An 18051-nucleotide genomic window follows, 5' to 3' on the forward strand; every position below is an offset into this window, starting at 1 on the left:
AGTACCGGGGGTTCTTTGCGTTTGCTGCTTAGAAGCAGTGCGATGCGGCATCCAGCAGCTCTTTCAACTTACTAAGAGAGAAAGCTTCCCCTAATTCGTACAAAACGAGCTGCATTCCCCATTTAAAGGATAAAACTTCCTCTATTCTCTACTTTTCGCTTCAAAAAGGCTTATATTCGCCAAATTAAGGGAACTTTTCTCCACTAAAGTCTATTTACCTCATTCACCGACAAATTAGAGGTAATCTCGTCCGCTAAGTGACCGTCGAGGTTGGTGAGCCCGAGAGTTGCTGACCGTAAACACAGGCGGCCGTGTAAGTTGCTGATCAAGAAACCTGCTGACTGCGCCAAAAAACGAGCTATTGTTTCTGGATCTTCGACGGGTTGTTAATTTTGAAACGGACTTCTTTGTTCAGCTTCTTGTCCGCAAATTTGGCTTCGAACGTGATGCGGTCTCCCGCTTCCAGCTCCTGTTTCTTCAACGTGCCGCTGTAGCTGGACCAAGCAAAATCAAGCTCCACCTGTTCTTCGTCCGGTTTTGTGATTTTCACGTCCGAGTATACGACCACCTCATCCTCGCTGTCGTTGAAATGGTTGTACTTGGTCGTGAACTCGTGGACGGTCGCGGAGGCAGCCATCTTCTCCTCCGGCAGCACAATTTTCGGCGCTTTCGGTGCTTTCGGCGCCTTGGCCGCTTTAGCTGCTGGCTTTGCTGCCTGCTTAGGCTCTTCCGACTGAGCCTCTTCAGCTTCCTCCGGCTGCTCAGTCCCCGCGCCGGAAGACACCGCTGCAGCGCCTGCTTGACCGCCGCTTGCCAGCTGCGAGTCAGCACCGTCAGCCTCAGCATTCGCCGCCGAAGCTTCTGAATCCTCGCCCGCATCCGCCTCATCCGAATCCTGCTGGACCACTTTCGGACCCGCACTAAACCCTGCCGCCTGCATCTCCTTCAGGTAAGCATAATGCACGTTATGCAGATTCCCATCCTGGAACTCAACGACACAAGTCAGCGGATGATCGTAGCCTACCAGAGTACACAGCCTTTTATATTCTCTGCCTTTATACCAGTATTGGGACTTGGTTTTGGCATTGGCCGTCATCAAGCCCCATTCAATCGCCTTCTCCCGAAGCTCGTCCTCATTCTGAAAACGCGTCAGATTAACCGGCCGTATGTAAATTGTCAATGAACTATCCTCTAAATGAGGCAACTCTGTCTTCATGCTTCACAGCTCCCTACCGTAAATACGTTGCTACTCCCATTATGCCACAAAAACTGCGGGATCCAACCTTTAGCCATACAAACGGCCACCCAGCCTATCCTAAACAGACGTCCGCCTAACATGTCATCTGAAAAAGTCCAGCTTACTTAGGCCACTTACCCCGCAAGCACTACCTGGTTGCGTCCCAGCCGCTTGGCTTCGTATAGTGCTTCATCCGCTTGCCGTACAAGCCCTGCAGCAGACTGGCCGCAAAACTCGGCCACACCGAAGCTCATCGTCACCCGCATATCGCTGTCACAATAAGAGAATACACATTCCTGCAGCTCTGACCGCAGCTGATGTAGCATCATCTTCACTTGCGTGATCGGCAAGTCCCGGACAAGGACGGCAAACTCCTCGCCTCCGTAGCGGAAAGCCGTGCCTTTCCCCGCAGGTAGCATCTGTTCCAGATGTGTCGCAATTTCCTTAAGCACACGATCTCCGGATAGATGCCCGAACATGTCATTAATTCTTTTGAAATAATCGATATCCGCCATAACCAGGGTGAATTTCGTATTGGTGTCCACGAGCTCTTTCAGCGTTTCCTGGAACGTCCTGTGGTTATAGAGACCCGTCAGGTAATCGGTTTTGGCAATATTCTGCGCAATCGTTTTTTCATTTAGATGCTTCCGTTCCCTGGACACAATCATTCCGCCCATAGTACCGACAATCGCCAGAAAAAAATAATTCATCACATAATAGGGCACCGATTGCACTTGGAAAGGCCCCAGCAGCAGAACCCCCGTATAACTCAAGGCCAAAACTGCAGCGCTGCCGATCCCGCCGCGGAGTCCCCAATAGACAGAAGCATGCAGAATAATCAAGTAATTTATAGCAAACATCGGGCTCTCCGCTCCGCCGGTGATCATCATTAACCCTACTACCGCCGCGATATCGAAGACGACTCCGACCCTCGTAAGAGTCACGTATATTCTGGTGTTCATTTCGGCTTTCATCAGTACCCACTGGGCCGCACCCATGTACAGCGTACCGAAGGCAATCAGCACCCAAAAGCACAGAACCGTACTTTCAGACTCGTAGTAAGCCATATAGATCCAAGCAGATACCACAAGAAAAAACCACCGCAAGGCGGAAAATATGTTTTCGAGAACCTGATCGTTTTGAGGTAATCCGTTCATCCCGCTGCACATCCTGCTTTGAAATTTAGAAGACAAGCTTCCGCAAATGATACGTAAAATCCAGGCTTGGATCACTTCCACTCTTATATCTTCCATAATCGGAGCGTAAATCCCTTCCTTTGAACTGTGGTTAATGCAAAAATAATCTTCCCTGCAGTCCAGGGAAGATTATCATTGTAAGTTGATTATTCAGCAGGCGGTTCCCCGCTGTAACTCAATTTCCTGGCTTTTAGAGTTACATCAAGAAAGTGCCGATCACCAGCGATACACCGACCAGGATGGAACGAAGAAGCTGGGCGACGGCTTTGTTTCCTTTTTCAATTTCACGGCATACATCAAGCTTGGGAGTAAGGAAATCGAACAGCACGTAAACCAGGCAAAGTGCGATAATCCCGACTACAGACCACACGATCATTTCCACCCAGGAGTCAGAGCTGTACGATACCAGGCCTACAATAATCGCCAGGCCCAGCAGCTTGCCTCCCATATAAATGCCCGCCGCTTCGTTTCCCTTTTGAATTTCTGCGTAATCATCGAATTTCGTAAGTTTGCTGAAAACCAGATACCCCGCTGCCATCATGACCAAAATCAGTGCAATTCCGATCAACACATGCCATAAGTCCGTAAGCATATTTTCCATAGTTCCCGTCCCTCTTCCCTTGTCTATTGTTCGTCCCTAACCGCCGCAGGGCAAAAGCAAGCCAAATCACCGGTAATCAATCCCCCGACCCGCGGCAAAATTCCGGCAAACCGGTGTCCGATCACGTACACCCCTGTAAGCAAATACCCTTGTACCGTACCTTCCCCACTGTCTGCTGCAATTGCCTCCATCGGGATCCTATGCTGATAAATTTTCGGCTGCTGCGCGTAATAGGAAGTAATTTCCTCCGCCTCTTCAGGGTCCGTGTTGCCCTTTTCCACGATTTCTTCGCTTCCGGCGGCATCATGAAGTACCGTTCCCTTGCCTTCCCGGCCCCAATAGCCTTTGGAGACAAACGGGATCGACCGGTCCAAAAAAGGCTGCGGCGTTGTATAGGTTGGCAGCAAATAACGCCGGATTGTCTCCATGTCAGCTGCGTCCAATACCGCCTCTTCGGTGCCCATCAGCTCCGTAACCGCCTGCTGTTTCTCATACAGCGACCAGATGAGCGCCATGAAGCCTTTGCTTTGTGTAATCAGGCTCTGCACAGGGTTGATCACGGCAAGAAGCCCGTCTTGTACTAGCCGGAACACCTCGCTGCCGATCGGGTTGCCCTGATCGTCCTGATCGTCCGCCAAATATTCCAGCGGATACAACCGGTACCAGATGCCGATGCGCTTGTCGTCATGGTATAGGCCTTCCCCGGGAACAATCTCGATTTCCTCCAAGGGCGCAAACCGCGCTTCCACCCCGGCTTCCTTCACCTGCTCAAGCAGATACTTCGCATTGGCCGAGTCCTCTTCATGCCAGCCGTAGCTGCTGAAAACGACATCCCCCTCCGTACCCTGCTCGCGATAATAGCGGATCAAGGCTGCAAAAGCGTCCCGGATGAGACCGTCCATCCCAGCCGATAGATTCCTGTACTGCGGGCAGTCCTGGATGAAAGACCCCGCCAGCCAAGCAGCTTCAGGTATGCCGGTAGGCGTGTCGGTATTGTTCTCGATGCATTTCAACTCCCCGGCGGGTGTCAAGATCCAGTCTTGACGGGAAACACCGTGATAAGGCACTTCTATACGGGCGGCAGAAAGCATATCGGGACGAAGTCCCAGCACTTTGACCAGAAAAACGTCCGGCAGTTCCCTCTGCACAAATAGGAGAACTTTGTTGTACACTTGATCCACCCGCTCCGCAGCCTCCTGCAGCCTCTCGACCTCGCTGACTGTATACACAGTGAGGGAAGGCAGGCAATAGGGCTTCCCGTACATTCTGTAGTAAGGAATACGTTCTCCGCGCTCGCCCGCAAACGCTGCATCATAAGGAACGGGGAGATTTACGATCCTGCCTTTCGTCAACCGCCCCACGACCCCTTGCTGCTTCCCCCGCTTCCGAAGCCTTTGGCTTTATAATAGGCCCCGGCGGTTGAGATGGAAGAGTGCTTAGAGGAATATCCTTTCTTCTTATACCAGCTACCGGAGCTCGTATCGTCGTCACAATCATATTCGTAACCGTATTGTTCCTTCTCCCACCGGCATTCGCTGTAAGCATCGGCTTGTGCATTGGAAGAACATCCCGTGGCGGCGACCGGCAAAGCGACCATCAGCGTAAAGGCCAGCATTTTTTTGGCCAAAGGCGTTTTCTCCTGCTCCTCAGGTACACCTGCCGAAGCACATTCCCGACGGTACCAGCTGTCAATCTGTTGTGGATTCATGTGGACACTCCTTTATCTATTCATCCGTTTGTTTCAAAAACATAACGACTTTCTTCCGGTCCAAATCATGGACAGCATACAACACTTCATAATCCGTATAATGGATCGTCCGGTAATGATCCAGCAGGATGGAAGCAGCAGCCAAAGCGGAGGATAAGGGTTCCTTAATCCATTTGGTAAACCGCCCCTCCTCAAAACGCCAATATTCCATCTCCATCTGTTCCGACACGTCGCAATAATCAAACAACGCTTCACGGACCGCTGCACCGTACTCGGGCAGGCAGCTGTCCATCCAAGGTTTTATGTACACAGCGGCATGACCGTACTGGTCCGTCTCATTGGATACGTGCTCTCCCAGCCGGTTCCGGAACAAAGTGGCGTTTACAAGCTTGGCAAGAAAGAGTTCGCCTTGGGCCACGCCGGTTTGCAGCCAGACGGAGGAAGACTCTCTGCGGGATTCATCCCATTCCAGATAAGTTAAGTCAATCGTGTCACTTGATGCCATCAGGCCTCTCCTCCAGCGTTGTATTTCGATAAGATGATACGATAGCTCTTTTCCTCACACAGCACATACAATTTCGCATCTTTTGGCAGTTCCTCGCCCAGCCGCTGAGTTACACCCAAATGGTGCTGATCGCCGATCAGCGTCGCTCCTTCAGCCAGCAGCGCCTCGAAAGCGTCCCCGTACGTACGCCAAACACGGGACGGCCTGACTTCGTACAGCTCTCCTTCACCGGCTTCCTCCCCTTTGCGGATCAGGCGGTTATACAAGGAGGTAATCCCGCTGGTGAGAGCGGAACGTACGGCCAGTCTGGAGATGGTTTCCTGAGATAATATGAAATCATTGACTTTGGCATGCTGAAAGTTGGGAATATGTTTTTCCTGCATAATTTCCACTGTCGTATACACATTCGGTGCCAGACTTTCAATGGTGGAAGCAACCAGCAGCGACTTTCCGTCGACCAGAGAAGCATCCTGAATCCGTTCGTCCGCAAACAGGATCGCGGATCTGGCATAAGCCGCATTCGCCCGCCGAAGCGTCCCCGGATCCGTAGGATCCCCCTGAATATAATGGAACCTGTGCCTTTGGAGCGGAGCTCGTTCCAACTCGTCGATCAGTACGACTTCGGCCGCATTGTCCGAATCCAGAACCTCGTCCACGGCAATTTGCGTTTTTTTGCTCCAGCCGATCATTACAATATGGTTTCTGCCCTGATAATCCATCCGCCCTTCCTCCTTCCTTCTTGTAAATGCAGCGAATCCGTCCACTACTTTGCCGATTACTACACCGATCAGACCGATCCCCAAGAGGAACAGCAGCATCGCAACCAGCTTGCCGGGGACCGTTTCGGGATACAAATCGCCGTACCCTACTGTTGTCACTGTAGTCATCACGTACCAGACCGCCGTAAACAAAGAAGGGAACCGGTCCGGCTCCAGCAGCCGGATGACGCATGAACTGAGGAGCACAAGTACGACAGCCGACGTCACTAAAGAAGCGGTATTGAATTTCCTGATCCATGCTGCCAGCTTCCTGATGGTATATATAGCAAACACCTCCAATCAGCATATATACGGAAATCATGGAAAAAAGTTTCCACTCAGGGCTCCGCCTGTATCCTTTTGCAGACAACTTTCCATTTCCGCACCTGCCTGCATAAGGTATACCATTACAGCATTGGAGGGATTACGTTGTCGCAAGAATACAGAAAGCCTGAAGAGCACCTTGCTTGGCATGAAACGTTAGAATTGCATGAACTGACTGCATTTCAATCGAATAATTTGACGGCGCTGAAAATGAATATGCCGAATGTGAAGGACGCTCAGCTGAAGGCACTTTATACGGAGGCCATCAAAAACCTGGAGAAAAACCTGGAAGAGCTGTTGGCCTACTACCCTCAAGCTCCTAAGCCAATGAGAGCGGTAGCGGAAGGGGACCTTACTCCATTTTATGCGGGACAGCTGCTGATTTTTGCCAAAACAGCCGTTCGCAATTATTCCATCGCCATTACCGAGACAGCTACCCCCCAATTGCGGGAAACGTTCCGGAAGCATCTGAACAAAGCAATTGACATGCATGCAAAGGTGTTTAACTTTATGTATCAGCGGGACCTGTACCCCGCTTATAACCTCGATAGGCTGCTTGCAGCCGATGTGAAAAATGCGGAGAAGGCGATTAAATTATAATACGGGACCTATTCCTAACGGTAAAAAGAAAAACATGGATTCTCCCATGAGGGGGAGTCCATGTTTTCTTCATTTGTAGCTCCGTTGGAGGAAGGCTTTGGTCCGATCCATGACCGGGTTCATGAAAAGTTGTTCCGGCGTCCCCGATTCAATGATCTCTCCCTGATCCATAAAAATGACCCGGTCCGCCACCTCCCGGGCGAATCCCATCTCATGCGTCACCACGATCATGGTCATCTGCTCCTTGGCGAGCTGTTTCATCACTTCCAGCACCTCGCCGGTCAGCTCCGGATCGAGAGCCGAGGTCGGCTCGTCGAACAGCAGAATCTCCGGGTTCAGCATCAAGGCCCGGGCGATAGCGACGCGCTGCTTTTGTCCGCCGGAAAGGTTTGCAGGATACGCTTCCGCCCGCTCGGTGAGACCGATTTTATGCATCAGCTCACGGCTGCGGTCGCGGAGTTCGGCCGGTGATCCCTGCTTCGCAAGCCGCGGAGCCAGTTCCAGATTCTCTAGTACCTTCAAGTGCGGAAACAAGTTGAAATGCTGAAATACCATGCCCATCCGGGACGTGATCCGCTTGATGTATTGCGGCTTGGCATAAACGCCGTTCCTTACCAGATCGTCGCCTGCTATCCGAATGGTTCCCGCGCTGATCTCCTCGAGATGGATTAGGCTGCGGAGCAAAGTGCTTTTTCCGGACCCGGAAGGACCGATGATGGCCACGACCTCGTTCTTGTTGATGTCCAGCGTGATTCGTTTCAGCACCTCCAAGGCGCCGTAAGATTTTTTCAGGTCGGTTACTTCGATGATCGCCATACCGCACCTTCCTTTCACTCGAATTTGAAGCGGTGTTCCAGCCATTTAAAGAACAGGGTCAACAATAGGGTCATGATCAAATAAATGAGGCCCGCAATGAAAAAGGGCACGATCGTGAAATCACGGTTCACGACGGTCTGCGCATAGTGGAGCAGCTCCGGAACGGCTACCGCGTACAACAGGGCGGTATCCTTCACGAGGGTAATCGACTCGTTAGAGACAGCAGGCAGCGCTACGCGGAACATCTGCGGCAGAATAACCTTCGTGGTCGTATGCCATCTGCTGAGGCCCAGCACCTGAGATGCTTCATACTGCCCCTTGTCGATGGCGAGCAGTCCGCCCCGGAAGATTTCGGCAAAATACGCCGCATAGTTTAACGTAAAGCCCAGGCAGGCGGCGACGAACCGGTCCAACACCAGGTATTCGCCCACTCCGGGGATGAGCGGCAGCCCGAAGCAGATAAACAGCAGTTGCAGCAGCAGCGGGGTGCCCCGCATGATGTAAATATATCCGTGGCTAAGCCACGCAACGGCCCTGATTCGGCTACGGATAGCCAAGGTCAGCAGAAAGCCGAGCGGAATGGATGCCGCAATGGCGATCAGGAACAGCAGCACCGTCATTTGTGCGCCTTCCAGCATAGGTTTTAACATATTTAGAATATAGTCGGGCGACATGCCTGCACTCTCCTTAAAAACAAAACAAGATTTCCGGGAAGGAAATCCTGTTCCGCGTACATTATTTCAATACTTTGTCTTCGCCGAACCAGGTCCGGGAAATCTTCGCTGCCGTTCCGTCGGCGTTCAGTTCGTCCAGTGCCTTTTGAAGTTTGTTCAACAGCTCTTCGTTTCCTTTTTTCACGCCGATACCGTACTCTTCCGGTGCTACCGACTCATCCAGCAGGGAGAACGCATCCTTTTCCTTGGACATGTAATACTTGATGACAATCTCGTCAATGACCACCGCTTCGATGCGTCCGATACGCAGATCGCTCAGCGCCAGCACATTGTCCTTATATTCGGTAATTTGCTTCACTTGGTCTTTGAGAGGGCTACCGTTCACTGCATCGGCAGCCGAAGACAGGGATTGCAATCCGATGGTTTTTCCTGTCAGGTCACTCATGCTGCGGATCGGGGAATCTTTCTTAGTGACGATGACCTGAGAGTTTTCCAGATACGGCTTGGTAAACAGCACTTTGCCTTTGCGTTCCTCCGTAATCGTATATCCGTTCCAGATCAAGTCGATCCGACCACTGTTCAATTCAGATTCTTTAGCGCTCCAATCGATAGGAAGAAACTCCGCTTCCACACCCATCTTTTCGGCAGCCGCCTTAGCATAGTCTATATCGAAACCGACAATCTCGTTCTTGTCGTCCCGGAAGCCCATAGGCGCGAACTTATCGTCAATCCCGATCACCAGCTTGCCGCTGTCCTTAGAGCTGGAACAAGCCGCCAGCAGGCTTGCCGATAGAATTAATACAATGAAAATTGCTGTAAAACGCTTCATGAATGACTGTCCCCTTTGTTATCAATGGATAAAATGCTTTAGTACGTTACCACGTTATCAGAATCCCAATATAACATAGAATGTCGGTTTATGTCGACCCATGAAACAGAAAAAGCCTGATAGATTCCGCATCAAAAGCAGCTGCGGAATCTATCAGACTCAAGGCGGATCAAATGATTAGGAGGTTAATACGGCTCTAGCGGCTCTAAACTGGTTAGCAGCTTCTACCATATGTCTCAAAGATTCTACCGTTTCGTGCTTCCCTCTCGTTTTCAGGCCGCAGTCCGGGTTAATCCAGAACAATTCGGGATCCAGCACTTGCAGCGCCCGTTCGATCATGTTGGACATTTCCTCCACGGACGGCACGCGGGGACTGTGAATATCGTATACGCCTAGGCCGATTCCCTGCCCGTAGCGATGTTCCTCAAAACTGGAAACCAATTCGCCGTGGCTGCGGGACGTTTCAATCGAAATCACATCCGCATCCATGTCCCGGATCGCGTCGATCATATCATGAAATTCGCAGTAACACATATGCGTATGGATCTGCGTCGTATCCCGAACGGAGGCTGTCGCTATACGGAACGCGTGCACCGCCCATTGCAGATACCGGTCTTTTTGCGATGCTTTCAGCGGAAGCCCTTCCCTTAAAGCAGGCTCGTCCACCTGGATCATCTCGATACCGGCCTGCTCCAGTGCCTGAACCTCGTTTCGGATGGCGACGGCGATCTGCGAGGCAACCTCGTCCCGGGGAAGATCGTCCCGGACGAACGACCAGTTCAGTATGGTCACCGGGCCGGTCAGCATTCCCTTCACCGGCTTGGCGGTGAGCGACTGGGCGTACACGGTTTCCTCCACGGTCATCGGGCTGCGGAAAGTTACATCCCCATAAATAACGGGCGGTTTCACGCAGCGGGAGCCGTAGGACTGCACCCATCCGTTCGAGGTAAAGACAAATCCCTCCAGCTTTTCACCGAAAAATTCCACCATATCCGTCCGCTCAAATTCCCCGTGCACAAGCACATCCAGGCCGATTTCCTCTTGAATTGCGATCCACTCCCGTATCTGCTCCTGCACGAACAGCCGGTAGCGCTCCTCGCTCCACTCGCCGCTGCGCCATGCTCTTCTAGCATTGCGGATCTCCTGTGTTTGCGGAAAGCTTCCGATCGTCGTCGAAGGAAGGAACGGCAGCATCCATTTCTTCTGCTGGAGCAGTCTGCGTTGGGCAAAAGGCAGCGCTCTGGCCGCATCCTGCTGCTGCGCATCGCGGGATGCTGCGCGTACCTCCTCGTTACGGCGCTCCGGAAGCGTGTTTAATTCCATTAGCGCCACCTTGTTGCTCAGAAGCTGCGCATCTTCTACCGAATTCCATCGGCCTTCGTTCACCAGGCTTGTGAGCAGTACCGTTTCGCTGATTTTCTCGTTGGCAAAGGCAAGCGCATCCAGTACCGCATCCGGCAGCAGCTTCTCTTCACTTGTGCTGACCGGCACGTGCAGCAGGCTGCAGGAGGGCTGGATCCAAAGCCGTTCCTTCGGAACGATTGCCGTAATCTCCGCAAGTACCTTCAGCTTTTGCTCGAGGTCCGCCCGCCAGATGTTGCGCCCGTCGATAAGTCCAACGGCCAGAATTTTGTCCAGTGGGAAACCGGACTTACGGATTTGCTCCAGCTGAACGGCACCGTTGCCGGTGAAGTCCAGCCCGATCCCGGCTACCGGCAGCTTGACCATCTGCTCATAGCGGTCCACCGCATCGAAATACGTTTGCAGCATCAGGTTGACCCCGGGTGCGGCTCCGCGTAAATAACTATAAATCTCGTTCACAAGGGCTCGGTCCTCTTCCGTCAGTTCTGTTACCAAAATCGGCTCATCGATTTGGACCCAAGCTGCTCCTTCCTGCTCCAGCTCCTTCAGAATTACAGCGTACAAGGGCAGCAGCTTACCAATCCATTGGCGGATGTCCTGAGCTGCATACCCTTTGGAAAGCTTAAGGAAGGTAAATAATCCAAGCAGTACGGGTTTGCCTGTGATGCCGAGCTCTTGCTTGGTCTCCCTGAATAATTGTAAAGGCCGGTTCTCCCGGAGACTCGGCTCTGTCCCGCCTAACTCAGGCACAATATAGTGATAGTTCGTGTTGAACCATTTGGTCATCTCGCAGGCTGCGGCTTCCTTGCTGCCTCTAGCCATAGCGAAATACAGTTCGTTTGTGATTTTGCCTCCATCGTCGAGCTTGGCAAACCGCTTGGGCACCAGCCCGAACATCGCCGCCGTGTCCAGCACATGGTCATACAGGGAAAAATCGCCGACCGGAATCAGATCCAATCCTTGCCGCTGCTGGGCAGCCAGATGGCTCAACCGGATCTCCTTCATCCTCTTTTCGAATTCATCCTCATCCGACCGGCCCGACCAAAAGCTCTCCAGCGCCCGCTTCCACTCTCTTTTCAGCCCGATTCTCGGGTATCCTAAACTCGTATTAACGGCTTGACTCATGTTGATGCGCCTCCTGTAAATTCAATTTGTTTGAACGCAAAAAAAGACATTCTTCCCCGATGTCAAAATGGGTAAGAATGCCTTGCTATAGTCCATGCGCAGGCTGCCATCTCAACACCTCCCTATCTCCCGTAGGTTAAGCAGTGTCGTCAGAACAGGCAGGTCTCCTGGCTCCAGTATCCTCATCCTCAGCGCCCTTCCCGGCCGTAAGGCCAGTGGCATTCTTGCTTGCTGAAAACTCCTCTGTTACAGTGGCGGGACCGCGTTGGCATTGCACCAAACTTCCCTATTAAGTTACAGCCGCCTATGTCTAGACATGCCGCAACACCTGTTCCCACATATGCAATTGGGTAATCTACAATATAGTACATCAGATTACTCGGAATTACAAGAAGAAATCTCGATGCTGGAAGAGAATATCCAGAATATCATGTATTTCCAGAGGGGCTCTAGCCACTCCCAGATTGTTTTGCACCGTATACAAGAAACTAAGATGGGAATACTTGGTGAGTATCTGACCAGAAGGAGAACGCGAATGAAGACCACTGAAAAAATATCGGGAATTCAGCTGAGTTTATTAGTTTTTTCCTTTATTGCTCCCACCCTGATTCTTGTCGCACCGAGTCTAATGGAAAAAATAGCCAGACAGGATGCTTGGCTCACGATTTTTCCTGGGGCTTTGATCGCAGCATTAAATGTTTGGATAATGATCATATTATCAAATCGTTATCCGGGACAGACAATTACACAGTATAGTACTCAAATTATAGGCAAATGGCCTGGAAAATTCCTGGGATGTTATTTTCTTTATTACTGGCTTAATTTTGATTTCATTATCCTTAATCAACACATACAGTTTATTAATACCGTTTTTCTCATAAGAACTCCATCTGTCATTGTCAGTCTAACGTTAGCACTCATATGCGGTATAGCAGTCTATATGGGTATCGAAGCCATCGCAAGATGTAATGAGTCTCTCGCCTTACTCATCTTTACTTTGCTCATACCACTTTTGTTCCTCATGCTCGCTGAATCGGATCCGGAGCGGCTCCGTCCTGTCTTAAGTAAGGGAGTCGTTCCCGTCCTTCAGGCGACTGTATTCCCTCTTGCGTACTTAACTCAATTTATTATTTTGGGGTGGCTTCTTCCTTTTTTAAATCAACCGAAGAAGGCAACTACATTTTCGTTTATCTCATTGTTAATCATTTCCGGCCTTTTCTGCATTACTATTTTACCTCTCATCATGATGTTTGGGCCGTTAACAAAAAAATTGGCTTTTCCCGTATTAAGCGTAATTCAGTATATAGGTATAGAAGGAAGCTTTGAACGCTTGGAGGCCTTTGCGGTAGCTATATGGGTTATGGGTTGCTTTATAAAAGTATCAATTACCTTCTTTATTATATGTATAAGCATAGCCCACCTTTTTAACTTGAAAAGTTACAGGAACTTTGTAGTCCCATTAACAATATTATCCGTGATAGGATCTGTTTCCATATTTGTGAATTATTCCACTGAGTTAGCCAGTTATCTAAGAAATACGTATCCCAGTTATGCATTTTTTACACATTTTATATTGCCCCTTTTCCTGCTTATCATTGATACGATAAAGAGGCGATGGAAGAAGTCAGTGCCTTAAATTCATTGCTGCAAAATCATTTTACCGATGTCCTCAAATAAGATTCTCGGAGGAACCGTTGTACTCGGTATATGAACCTGGGCAATCAAGAACGAGCCTAGGACCATACATAATCCCATCAAACAACAATATATTACAGCCGCTTTAAGCTGTTTTGCATTTAGAAAAATCTGAGCTTCATAGATGGTCCATCCCAGTATTAATATAACAAAAGTTACGATATGTACAACGAACATTATTCGGTCTCCTTTTGTTCGAAAGAAGAATGGACCATTCCCGCTCCTCTTATCGAAAGGTTTACTTCAATCGATATCTTTGATTCTGGAAACCGCTTATCCCATTTATTCTTCCAAATATCCCATTGTTCCGGATAATTTTTATATATTTCCCGTCCAAATCCCACGCTATCCGCTTTATATTCCTTCTGGATTTTAATTATAAAATCTTGAACTTGTTTCTTGGCTGCATCTTCTAACGCTTTTTTGATTAGTTTCAAGTTTTGGGGGTCGTTGATATCCAGTTCGGTATTATTCTCGACTAAATTCCCTTGACCTTTCAGTTGGATCTTAAAATGTACTGAATCACGTTGAATCTGCGTAATTATTTTACGATCGAAATGGTTTATAATCATCCCAACCTGCCCCTTACCTTTAGGTAATTTGGCAGTGAAAGGACCGTTCTTCAGCTTGCCTGTCACCCACAACTGCACTAGTGTATCTCTTTCATCTAATAAACCGGATAGTTTGAGATTTTTAAAAACGCCGGTCCCCGATACCCTAAATACTTGCTTATGCGGATCGTTTGAGCGGTTCTCTTGTTCAACCACCCCTACAACAGGATGAACCCCCTCACTTTCATATGCAATAAAAAAATCGCGCAAGGTTACTCCTACATCTTCTCCCGAAACTTCGATTCCTCTAACCGCTTCAATCGGTACTTGCTTTAAAGGAGAATTCAATTTCAGAATATTCCGCGCTTCTCCCCCTTTCACAACCATAAGATAGGTTTTCAAGCGATTCCTAGGATCATGAGTAAAAATATCCAGTACATTTTCAATTCCTTGTTTAGCTAAACGTTCACTAAGAAACACGACGCTGCGATGAGAGTAAAACAAAAGGCGTGAGCTTTTTTTCTGGAGATTGTCATGAACTTCATTTCCATTTTTGCCCTCTGCGGTTATATAGAAAAATTTGTTGCCGCTCCCTCCTCCATTCATTCCTCCTTGAATAGATAAGGGGACGGCGATTTGAATGGTACATAGCAGGTTACCATTGTCCGCCACATCTATGGCAGTACCCATAACAAATGCTAGATCATTAATCTCTGTACGATCCCAACACCCGCAAATGATAACGAATAAGAGAAGAAACATATATTTTAGTGATCTCATTTGTTATCCTCCAACTTTCAACCCAATTTCCCGGGAGTTGTTACTTCTGTCTCCCCTGTTGACGAAATTTCGCCCAAATCGGTATCCTAATCAAAACATCCTTCAATGCGGTAACCTTAAGCGGCGTTATTGGAGAAAAATAAAGAGCCCCGAATGATCGAAGGTTCGTCACGTGTAACATGATGCCTAGTAATCCTAGAACAATGCCATAAAGGCCCAGTGTCCCCGCTAAGAATAACATGGGAAAACGGAGTAATCGGATTCCGTTCGCAAAGGTGTATCGAGGAATCGTAAACGCGGAAATTCCAGTGATGGCTACGATGATTACTACCGGAGCAGATATTAATCCAGCTTGAACCGCTGCTTGCCCGATAACTATACCTCCAACTATACTTATCGTTGGGCCTATCTGTTTAGGCAGACGAATCCCTGCTTCCCGGAGGGCTTCAAAAATGATTTCTATAAATAAAGCTTCGATCATCGCAGGAAAGGGAACGGATTCCCTCGAGCCAGAAATACTAAGTAAAAGATTAGTGGGTATCATCTCCTGATGGAAGGTCGTAATAGCTACATACAGTGATGGAGCAAATATCGCAAAATTGATAAAGAGGAACCGAATCCATCGAACAAAAGTAGCTACAGGCCAACGAATATAGTAATCTTCACTTGCCTGTAGTCCTGTCCAGAACGTCATCGGAACAATAAGGACAAAGGGGGTAGTATCCACAACTATGGCTACTTTTCCTTCAAGCAATTCAGCGGATACCACATCGGGGCGCTCCGTGTTAAGCACTTGGGGAAATGGTGAAAACGGTTGATCCTCAATAAATTCTTCAATATAAGCTGAGTCGAGAACTCCGTCAAGCTCAATTGGCTTTAATCTTGTTCTAACTTCTTCAACTAATGTGTCCGGCGCAATACCCTTTAGGTATAAAATCGCGATTCGAGTCTGGGTAATCTCTCCTAAGGTGAAATACTCTACCTTTAATTGTGAAGTTTTAAGTCTAGAACGTATCAGACTTATGTTTGTGGAAATTTGTTCGATGAAGCCGTCTTTTGGTCCGCGTATTACCGGTTCGGATGACGCTTCCTCAAGACTTCTTTTGGATAAACCCGGAACTGAAACCGTCATTACGTTGTTGCTGTTTGTCATTAGAATGGCGGCATGCCCTTCTAAGACGTTTCTTATGGTATCCGACACTTTTGTAGAGTTATTCGTGGTTCCTATGGATATAATTTCATTTTTCATGTCTACTTCTTTCAACTGAACCGTATCCCTATTTACACTCTTTAACATTGGTTTAATTACATGCTCTTCAAGCATATTTTTATCAATTAAATTATCAATGTAAACAATGAGCCACTGAAGGTTATGCTTAACTTCAATCTTTCGGTATTCCAAATCAGAACAATCCTCAAACGCTTCTTTTAATATCTTTTCGTTTTGCTCCATGTCCGTTGTAAACTCATTTATATTGTCTTCTTCCAGGTTAGTAATTTTCATTTGATAAATATTTTTGTTTTTTCTGAATTCACCTCTATTAAACCGTCTCATGAAAGATCCTCCTGCTTACCTTTGTCATTGCTATTATTCCAAATAAAGTAAGACATATTCAAAATGAATACCACTTTGATGGATTTCATTCATTCAGGTTGCAACATGACGCCAATTAGAAAACGAACCCATGCCGACAACGGCTTGGAATCGTTTTAAAAGGATATTAAAGTAAATACATCTTCTAATTGAATGCTAATTAAGTACTTAACACTTTGATAGGTTCACTCATCAAAAAATCCGGATAACAATGGAGATAAAAAAAGATGACCCCCGTCCATACTTTCAGAACAGGAATCATCTTTTTTTGTCATGCTGCCTAACGTCTCTTTTAAATGACCTTGACAAGGGGGCTATTTAAATTGGCTGCTTACCCTTTGCTTTGTTTCGGCAGGTTATTTATCCTCATATTTCTTGGCTAGTTCCTGCAGATCTTTGTAATATTGCTGGTAAAGTTTTGTACGCTCTTTTTCGGTAGTTGCATTTTGAAGTTTAATAAGGAACTGGACGGTAAGCTTCTGGATTGCTGCCTGATACTCCTCTTGAGGGCTGCCATTATCGCCGCCGTTACCCGGTTTGCCCGCGGTTAATGTGAAGGTTTCCTCAGCCAAAGGGCGCCCCAGAACGGTAGCTACAGCAGTTACGCTGCCTGTAGACTGATTCTTCTCAATCGTAATGTCACCGTCTGATGTAAGTTTTGCTGTTGGAGTAGTCCCCTTCTTTACAGACCATTCCACGAGCATAGACGGAACTTCGCGCCCAAGCACTTTCAGATTGGCTTCAGCTTTTCTTCCGTTGCCAGTTTGTTTGGAAATATACGCTTCGGACTCAGTTCTCATGACGGCGAACAGCATCGCGTTACCCGCGGCGCGGCCTGCTGGGATCTTCGCTTCAAAATTCGCAGATGTCTCTGCTAAACTAGGTAAAATACCAGGGGACAGCTTTGCGTAGAAAGACAGAATCTTACCGATAACGTTGTCATTCACGTTAGGCTCGTCCAAGACATCTTTCAATACTTTTATCATAAACTCTTTTTTAGCTGCGTCGTCTTCTAAAAGTGCATAAATTTGAGGCATGTTCAGGCCCTTAATATGCTTTCTTACAATGGGCTCTACTCCTGTGTAGCTGTCATTACCGAAAATAAATTCAGCAAAATCAGACACGCGAATGTTCTGGTCTACTCCTGCCTTGAGGGCAAACTTTCGGGCCGTATCATTGAATTGGTTCTGCAATGCGATATTTTCCAATTCACTTCCATCACCGTAGTAAGTGATGGCCAAAGCTTGAACAAAGCCAAGCAGATCCTCACGGATTTCCTGATATTCGTCCGGTTGGAACAGGAATTTCACCTGATTCCAAGTTGGATTGATCAGATTCAAGTGAGCCGGATTGCTCGGGTCCAACGCTTTAACCTGGTCCCTGGCCGCTCTTACGTTAGCCAAATCTTGCGGATATTCCTGCGAGATTGCCACCAGGGCGGTCCGGATTTCCACCATTCTTGCTGTAATGGCAGGATCGATGAAGGTCGGGCGTGCTTCAGCCGCAGAAACGACGGATGCCAAACCTAACTTACCTGCAACATCTCCCGATAATACCGGAAGCCCTGATAAAAGCCCTGTAGACATGCTCATTGCCATAATCGAAGCGGTTACTTTCTTGTTCCATTTCATAATCAAAAATCACCTCATCTTGTATTTGGTCTTGAAGAAAGCACACGCCTGGGGAACGTGTGCCT

Annotated in this window: 16 protein-coding genes and 1 riboswitch; of the genes, 2 read left to right on the forward strand and 14 right to left on the reverse strand. The window is 48.4% G+C overall.

The window, feature by feature from the left end:
• Nucleotides 1-358: 358 nt before the first annotated feature.
• From ACFSUF_RS01405 to ACFSUF_RS01435, 7 genes are all read right to left on the reverse strand, one after another.
• The gene (locus ACFSUF_RS01405) at nucleotides 359-1216 is read right to left on the reverse strand and encodes a hypothetical protein (protein WP_377599371.1); all 858 of its coding nucleotides are present in this window, start codon (nucleotides 1214-1216) and stop codon (nucleotides 359-361) included.
• Between the two features lie 155 nt (nucleotides 1217-1371).
• Entirely contained in the window at nucleotides 1372-2394 is a 1023-nt protein-coding gene (locus ACFSUF_RS01410; protein WP_377599373.1) for a GGDEF domain-containing protein, read from the reverse strand.
• A gap of 235 nt (nucleotides 2395-2629) precedes the next feature.
• Nucleotides 2630-3034, reverse strand: coding sequence for a DUF350 domain-containing protein (locus tag ACFSUF_RS01415; RefSeq protein ID WP_377599376.1), 405 nt, complete (start codon nucleotides 3032-3034; stop codon nucleotides 2630-2632).
• Between the two features lie 23 nt (nucleotides 3035-3057).
• Nucleotides 3058-4386 carry a glutathionylspermidine synthase family protein gene (locus tag ACFSUF_RS01420; RefSeq protein WP_377599378.1) on the reverse strand — a complete coding sequence of 443 codons (1329 nt, stop codon included), beginning with the start codon at nucleotides 4384-4386 and terminating at the stop codon, nucleotides 3058-3060.
• The gene (locus tag ACFSUF_RS01425; RefSeq protein WP_377599380.1) at nucleotides 4383-4742 is read right to left on the reverse strand and encodes a hypothetical protein; all 360 of its coding nucleotides are present in this window, start codon (nucleotides 4740-4742) and stop codon (nucleotides 4383-4385) included. Before ACFSUF_RS01425 ends, ACFSUF_RS01420 begins: the two co-directional genes overlap by 4 nt.
• Nucleotides 4743-4758: 16 nt before the next feature.
• Entirely contained in the window at nucleotides 4759-5247 is a 489-nt protein-coding gene (locus ACFSUF_RS01430; RefSeq protein WP_377599382.1) for a hypothetical protein, read from the reverse strand.
• Nucleotides 5247-6299: an ion channel gene (locus tag ACFSUF_RS01435; protein WP_377599384.1), complete on the reverse strand. Its 1053-nt coding sequence runs from the start codon at nucleotides 6297-6299 to the stop codon at nucleotides 5247-5249. The genes ACFSUF_RS01430 and ACFSUF_RS01435 overlap by 1 nt, the downstream gene beginning before the upstream one ends.
• 135 nt (nucleotides 6300-6434) lie before the next feature.
• On the opposite strand from ACFSUF_RS01435, the gene ACFSUF_RS01440 reads away from it, so the two are divergent.
• Nucleotides 6435-6929: a spore coat protein gene (locus ACFSUF_RS01440; protein ID WP_377599386.1), complete on the forward strand. Its 495-nt coding sequence runs from the start codon at nucleotides 6435-6437 to the stop codon at nucleotides 6927-6929.
• A 69-nt stretch (nucleotides 6930-6998) separates the two neighbouring features.
• Here ACFSUF_RS01440 and ACFSUF_RS01445 read toward each other — a convergent pair whose 3' ends face one another.
• The 4 genes from ACFSUF_RS01445 to metE all read right to left on the reverse strand — a co-directional run bounded on the left by ACFSUF_RS01445 (nucleotide 6999) and on the right by metE (nucleotide 11735).
• Entirely contained in the window at nucleotides 6999-7745 is a 747-nt protein-coding gene (locus tag ACFSUF_RS01445) for an amino acid ABC transporter ATP-binding protein (RefSeq protein WP_377599388.1), read from the reverse strand.
• A gap of 14 nt (nucleotides 7746-7759) precedes the next feature.
• On the reverse strand, nucleotides 7760-8419 hold the full coding sequence (locus ACFSUF_RS01450) for an amino acid ABC transporter permease (protein ID WP_377599390.1): 660 nt from the start codon (nucleotides 8417-8419) through the stop codon (nucleotides 7760-7762).
• Between the two features lie 61 nt (nucleotides 8420-8480).
• Nucleotides 8481-9248 (reverse strand): amino acid ABC transporter substrate-binding protein, encoded by a 768-nt coding sequence (locus ACFSUF_RS01455; RefSeq protein ID WP_377599392.1) that lies wholly within the window; start codon nucleotides 9246-9248, stop codon nucleotides 8481-8483.
• Between the two features lie 177 nt (nucleotides 9249-9425).
• The gene (gene metE / locus ACFSUF_RS01460) at nucleotides 9426-11735 is read right to left on the reverse strand and encodes a 5-methyltetrahydropteroyltriglutamate--homocysteine S-methyltransferase (protein WP_377599395.1); all 2310 of its coding nucleotides are present in this window, start codon (nucleotides 11733-11735) and stop codon (nucleotides 9426-9428) included.
• A gap of 140 nt (nucleotides 11736-11875) precedes the next feature.
• Nucleotides 11876-12082: riboswitch (cobalamin riboswitch) on the reverse strand.
• A gap of 188 nt (nucleotides 12083-12270) precedes the next feature.
• Here metE and ACFSUF_RS01465 point away from each other — a divergent pair.
• Complete coding sequence (locus ACFSUF_RS01465) at nucleotides 12271-13371, forward strand: GerAB/ArcD/ProY family transporter (RefSeq protein ID WP_377599397.1); 1101 nt, start codon at nucleotides 12271-12273, stop codon at nucleotides 13369-13371.
• Between the two features lie 235 nt (nucleotides 13372-13606).
• Here the strand turns inward: ACFSUF_RS01465 and ACFSUF_RS01470 are convergent, their stop codons facing one another.
• The 3 genes from ACFSUF_RS01470 to ACFSUF_RS01480 form a co-directional block, all read right to left on the reverse strand.
• The gene (locus ACFSUF_RS01470; RefSeq protein ID WP_377599399.1) at nucleotides 13607-14761 is read right to left on the reverse strand and encodes a Ger(x)C family spore germination protein; all 1155 of its coding nucleotides are present in this window, start codon (nucleotides 14759-14761) and stop codon (nucleotides 13607-13609) included.
• Nucleotides 14762-14801: 40 nt separating this feature from the next.
• Nucleotides 14802-16316: a spore germination protein gene (locus tag ACFSUF_RS01475; RefSeq protein ID WP_377599401.1), complete on the reverse strand. Its 1515-nt coding sequence runs from the start codon at nucleotides 16314-16316 to the stop codon at nucleotides 14802-14804.
• Nucleotides 16317-16711: 395 nt separating this feature from the next.
• A complete protein-coding gene (locus ACFSUF_RS01480) occupies nucleotides 16712-17986 on the reverse strand; it encodes a hypothetical protein (RefSeq protein WP_377599403.1) in 1275 nt (424 codons plus the stop codon).
• Between the last annotated feature and the right edge of the window lie 65 nt (nucleotides 17987-18051).

It is taken from the genome of Paenibacillus gansuensis, from assembly GCF_042684925.1.
In the GTDB taxonomy this organism is placed as follows: Bacteria; Bacillota; Bacilli; order Paenibacillales; family DY6; genus Paenibacillus_N; species Paenibacillus_N gansuensis.

Bases quoted from the DNA above. Each gene is read 5' to 3' on its own strand.
- ACFSUF_RS01455 (WP_377599392.1), bottom strand. From the start codon at position 9,248: ATGAAGCGTTTTACAGCAATTTTCATTGTATTAATTCTATCGGCAAGC.
- ACFSUF_RS01430 (WP_377599382.1), bottom strand. From the start codon at position 5,247: ATGGCATCAAGTGACACGATTGACTTAACTTATCTGGAATGGGATGAA.
- ACFSUF_RS01470 (WP_377599399.1), bottom strand. From the start codon at position 14,761: ATGAGATCACTAAAATATATGTTTCTTCTCTTATTCGTTATCATTTGC.
- metE (WP_377599395.1), bottom strand. From the start codon at position 11,735: ATGAGTCAAGCCGTTAATACGAGTTTAGGATACCCGAGAATCGGGCTG.
- ACFSUF_RS01425 (WP_377599380.1), bottom strand. From the start codon at position 4,742: ATGAATCCACAACAGATTGACAGCTGGTACCGTCGGGAATGTGCTTCG.
- ACFSUF_RS01465 (WP_377599397.1), top strand. From the start codon at position 12,271: ATGAAGACCACTGAAAAAATATCGGGAATTCAGCTGAGTTTATTAGTT.
- ACFSUF_RS01480 (WP_377599403.1), bottom strand. From the start codon at position 17,986: ATGAAATGGAACAAGAAAGTAACCGCTTCGATTATGGCAATGAGCATG.
- ACFSUF_RS01410 (WP_377599373.1), bottom strand. From the start codon at position 2,394: ATGAACGGATTACCTCAAAACGATCAGGTTCTCGAAAACATATTTTCC.
- ACFSUF_RS01450 (WP_377599390.1), bottom strand. From the start codon at position 8,419: ATGTCGCCCGACTATATTCTAAATATGTTAAAACCTATGCTGGAAGGC.
- ACFSUF_RS01445 (WP_377599388.1), bottom strand. From the start codon at position 7,745: ATGGCGATCATCGAAGTAACCGACCTGAAAAAATCTTACGGCGCCTTG.
- ACFSUF_RS01475 (WP_377599401.1), bottom strand. From the start codon at position 16,316: ATGAGACGGTTTAATAGAGGTGAATTCAGAAAAAACAAAAATATTTAT.
- ACFSUF_RS01405 (WP_377599371.1), bottom strand. From the start codon at position 1,216: ATGAAGACAGAGTTGCCTCATTTAGAGGATAGTTCATTGACAATTTAC.
- ACFSUF_RS01415 (WP_377599376.1), bottom strand. From the start codon at position 3,034: ATGGAAAATATGCTTACGGACTTATGGCATGTGTTGATCGGAATTGCA.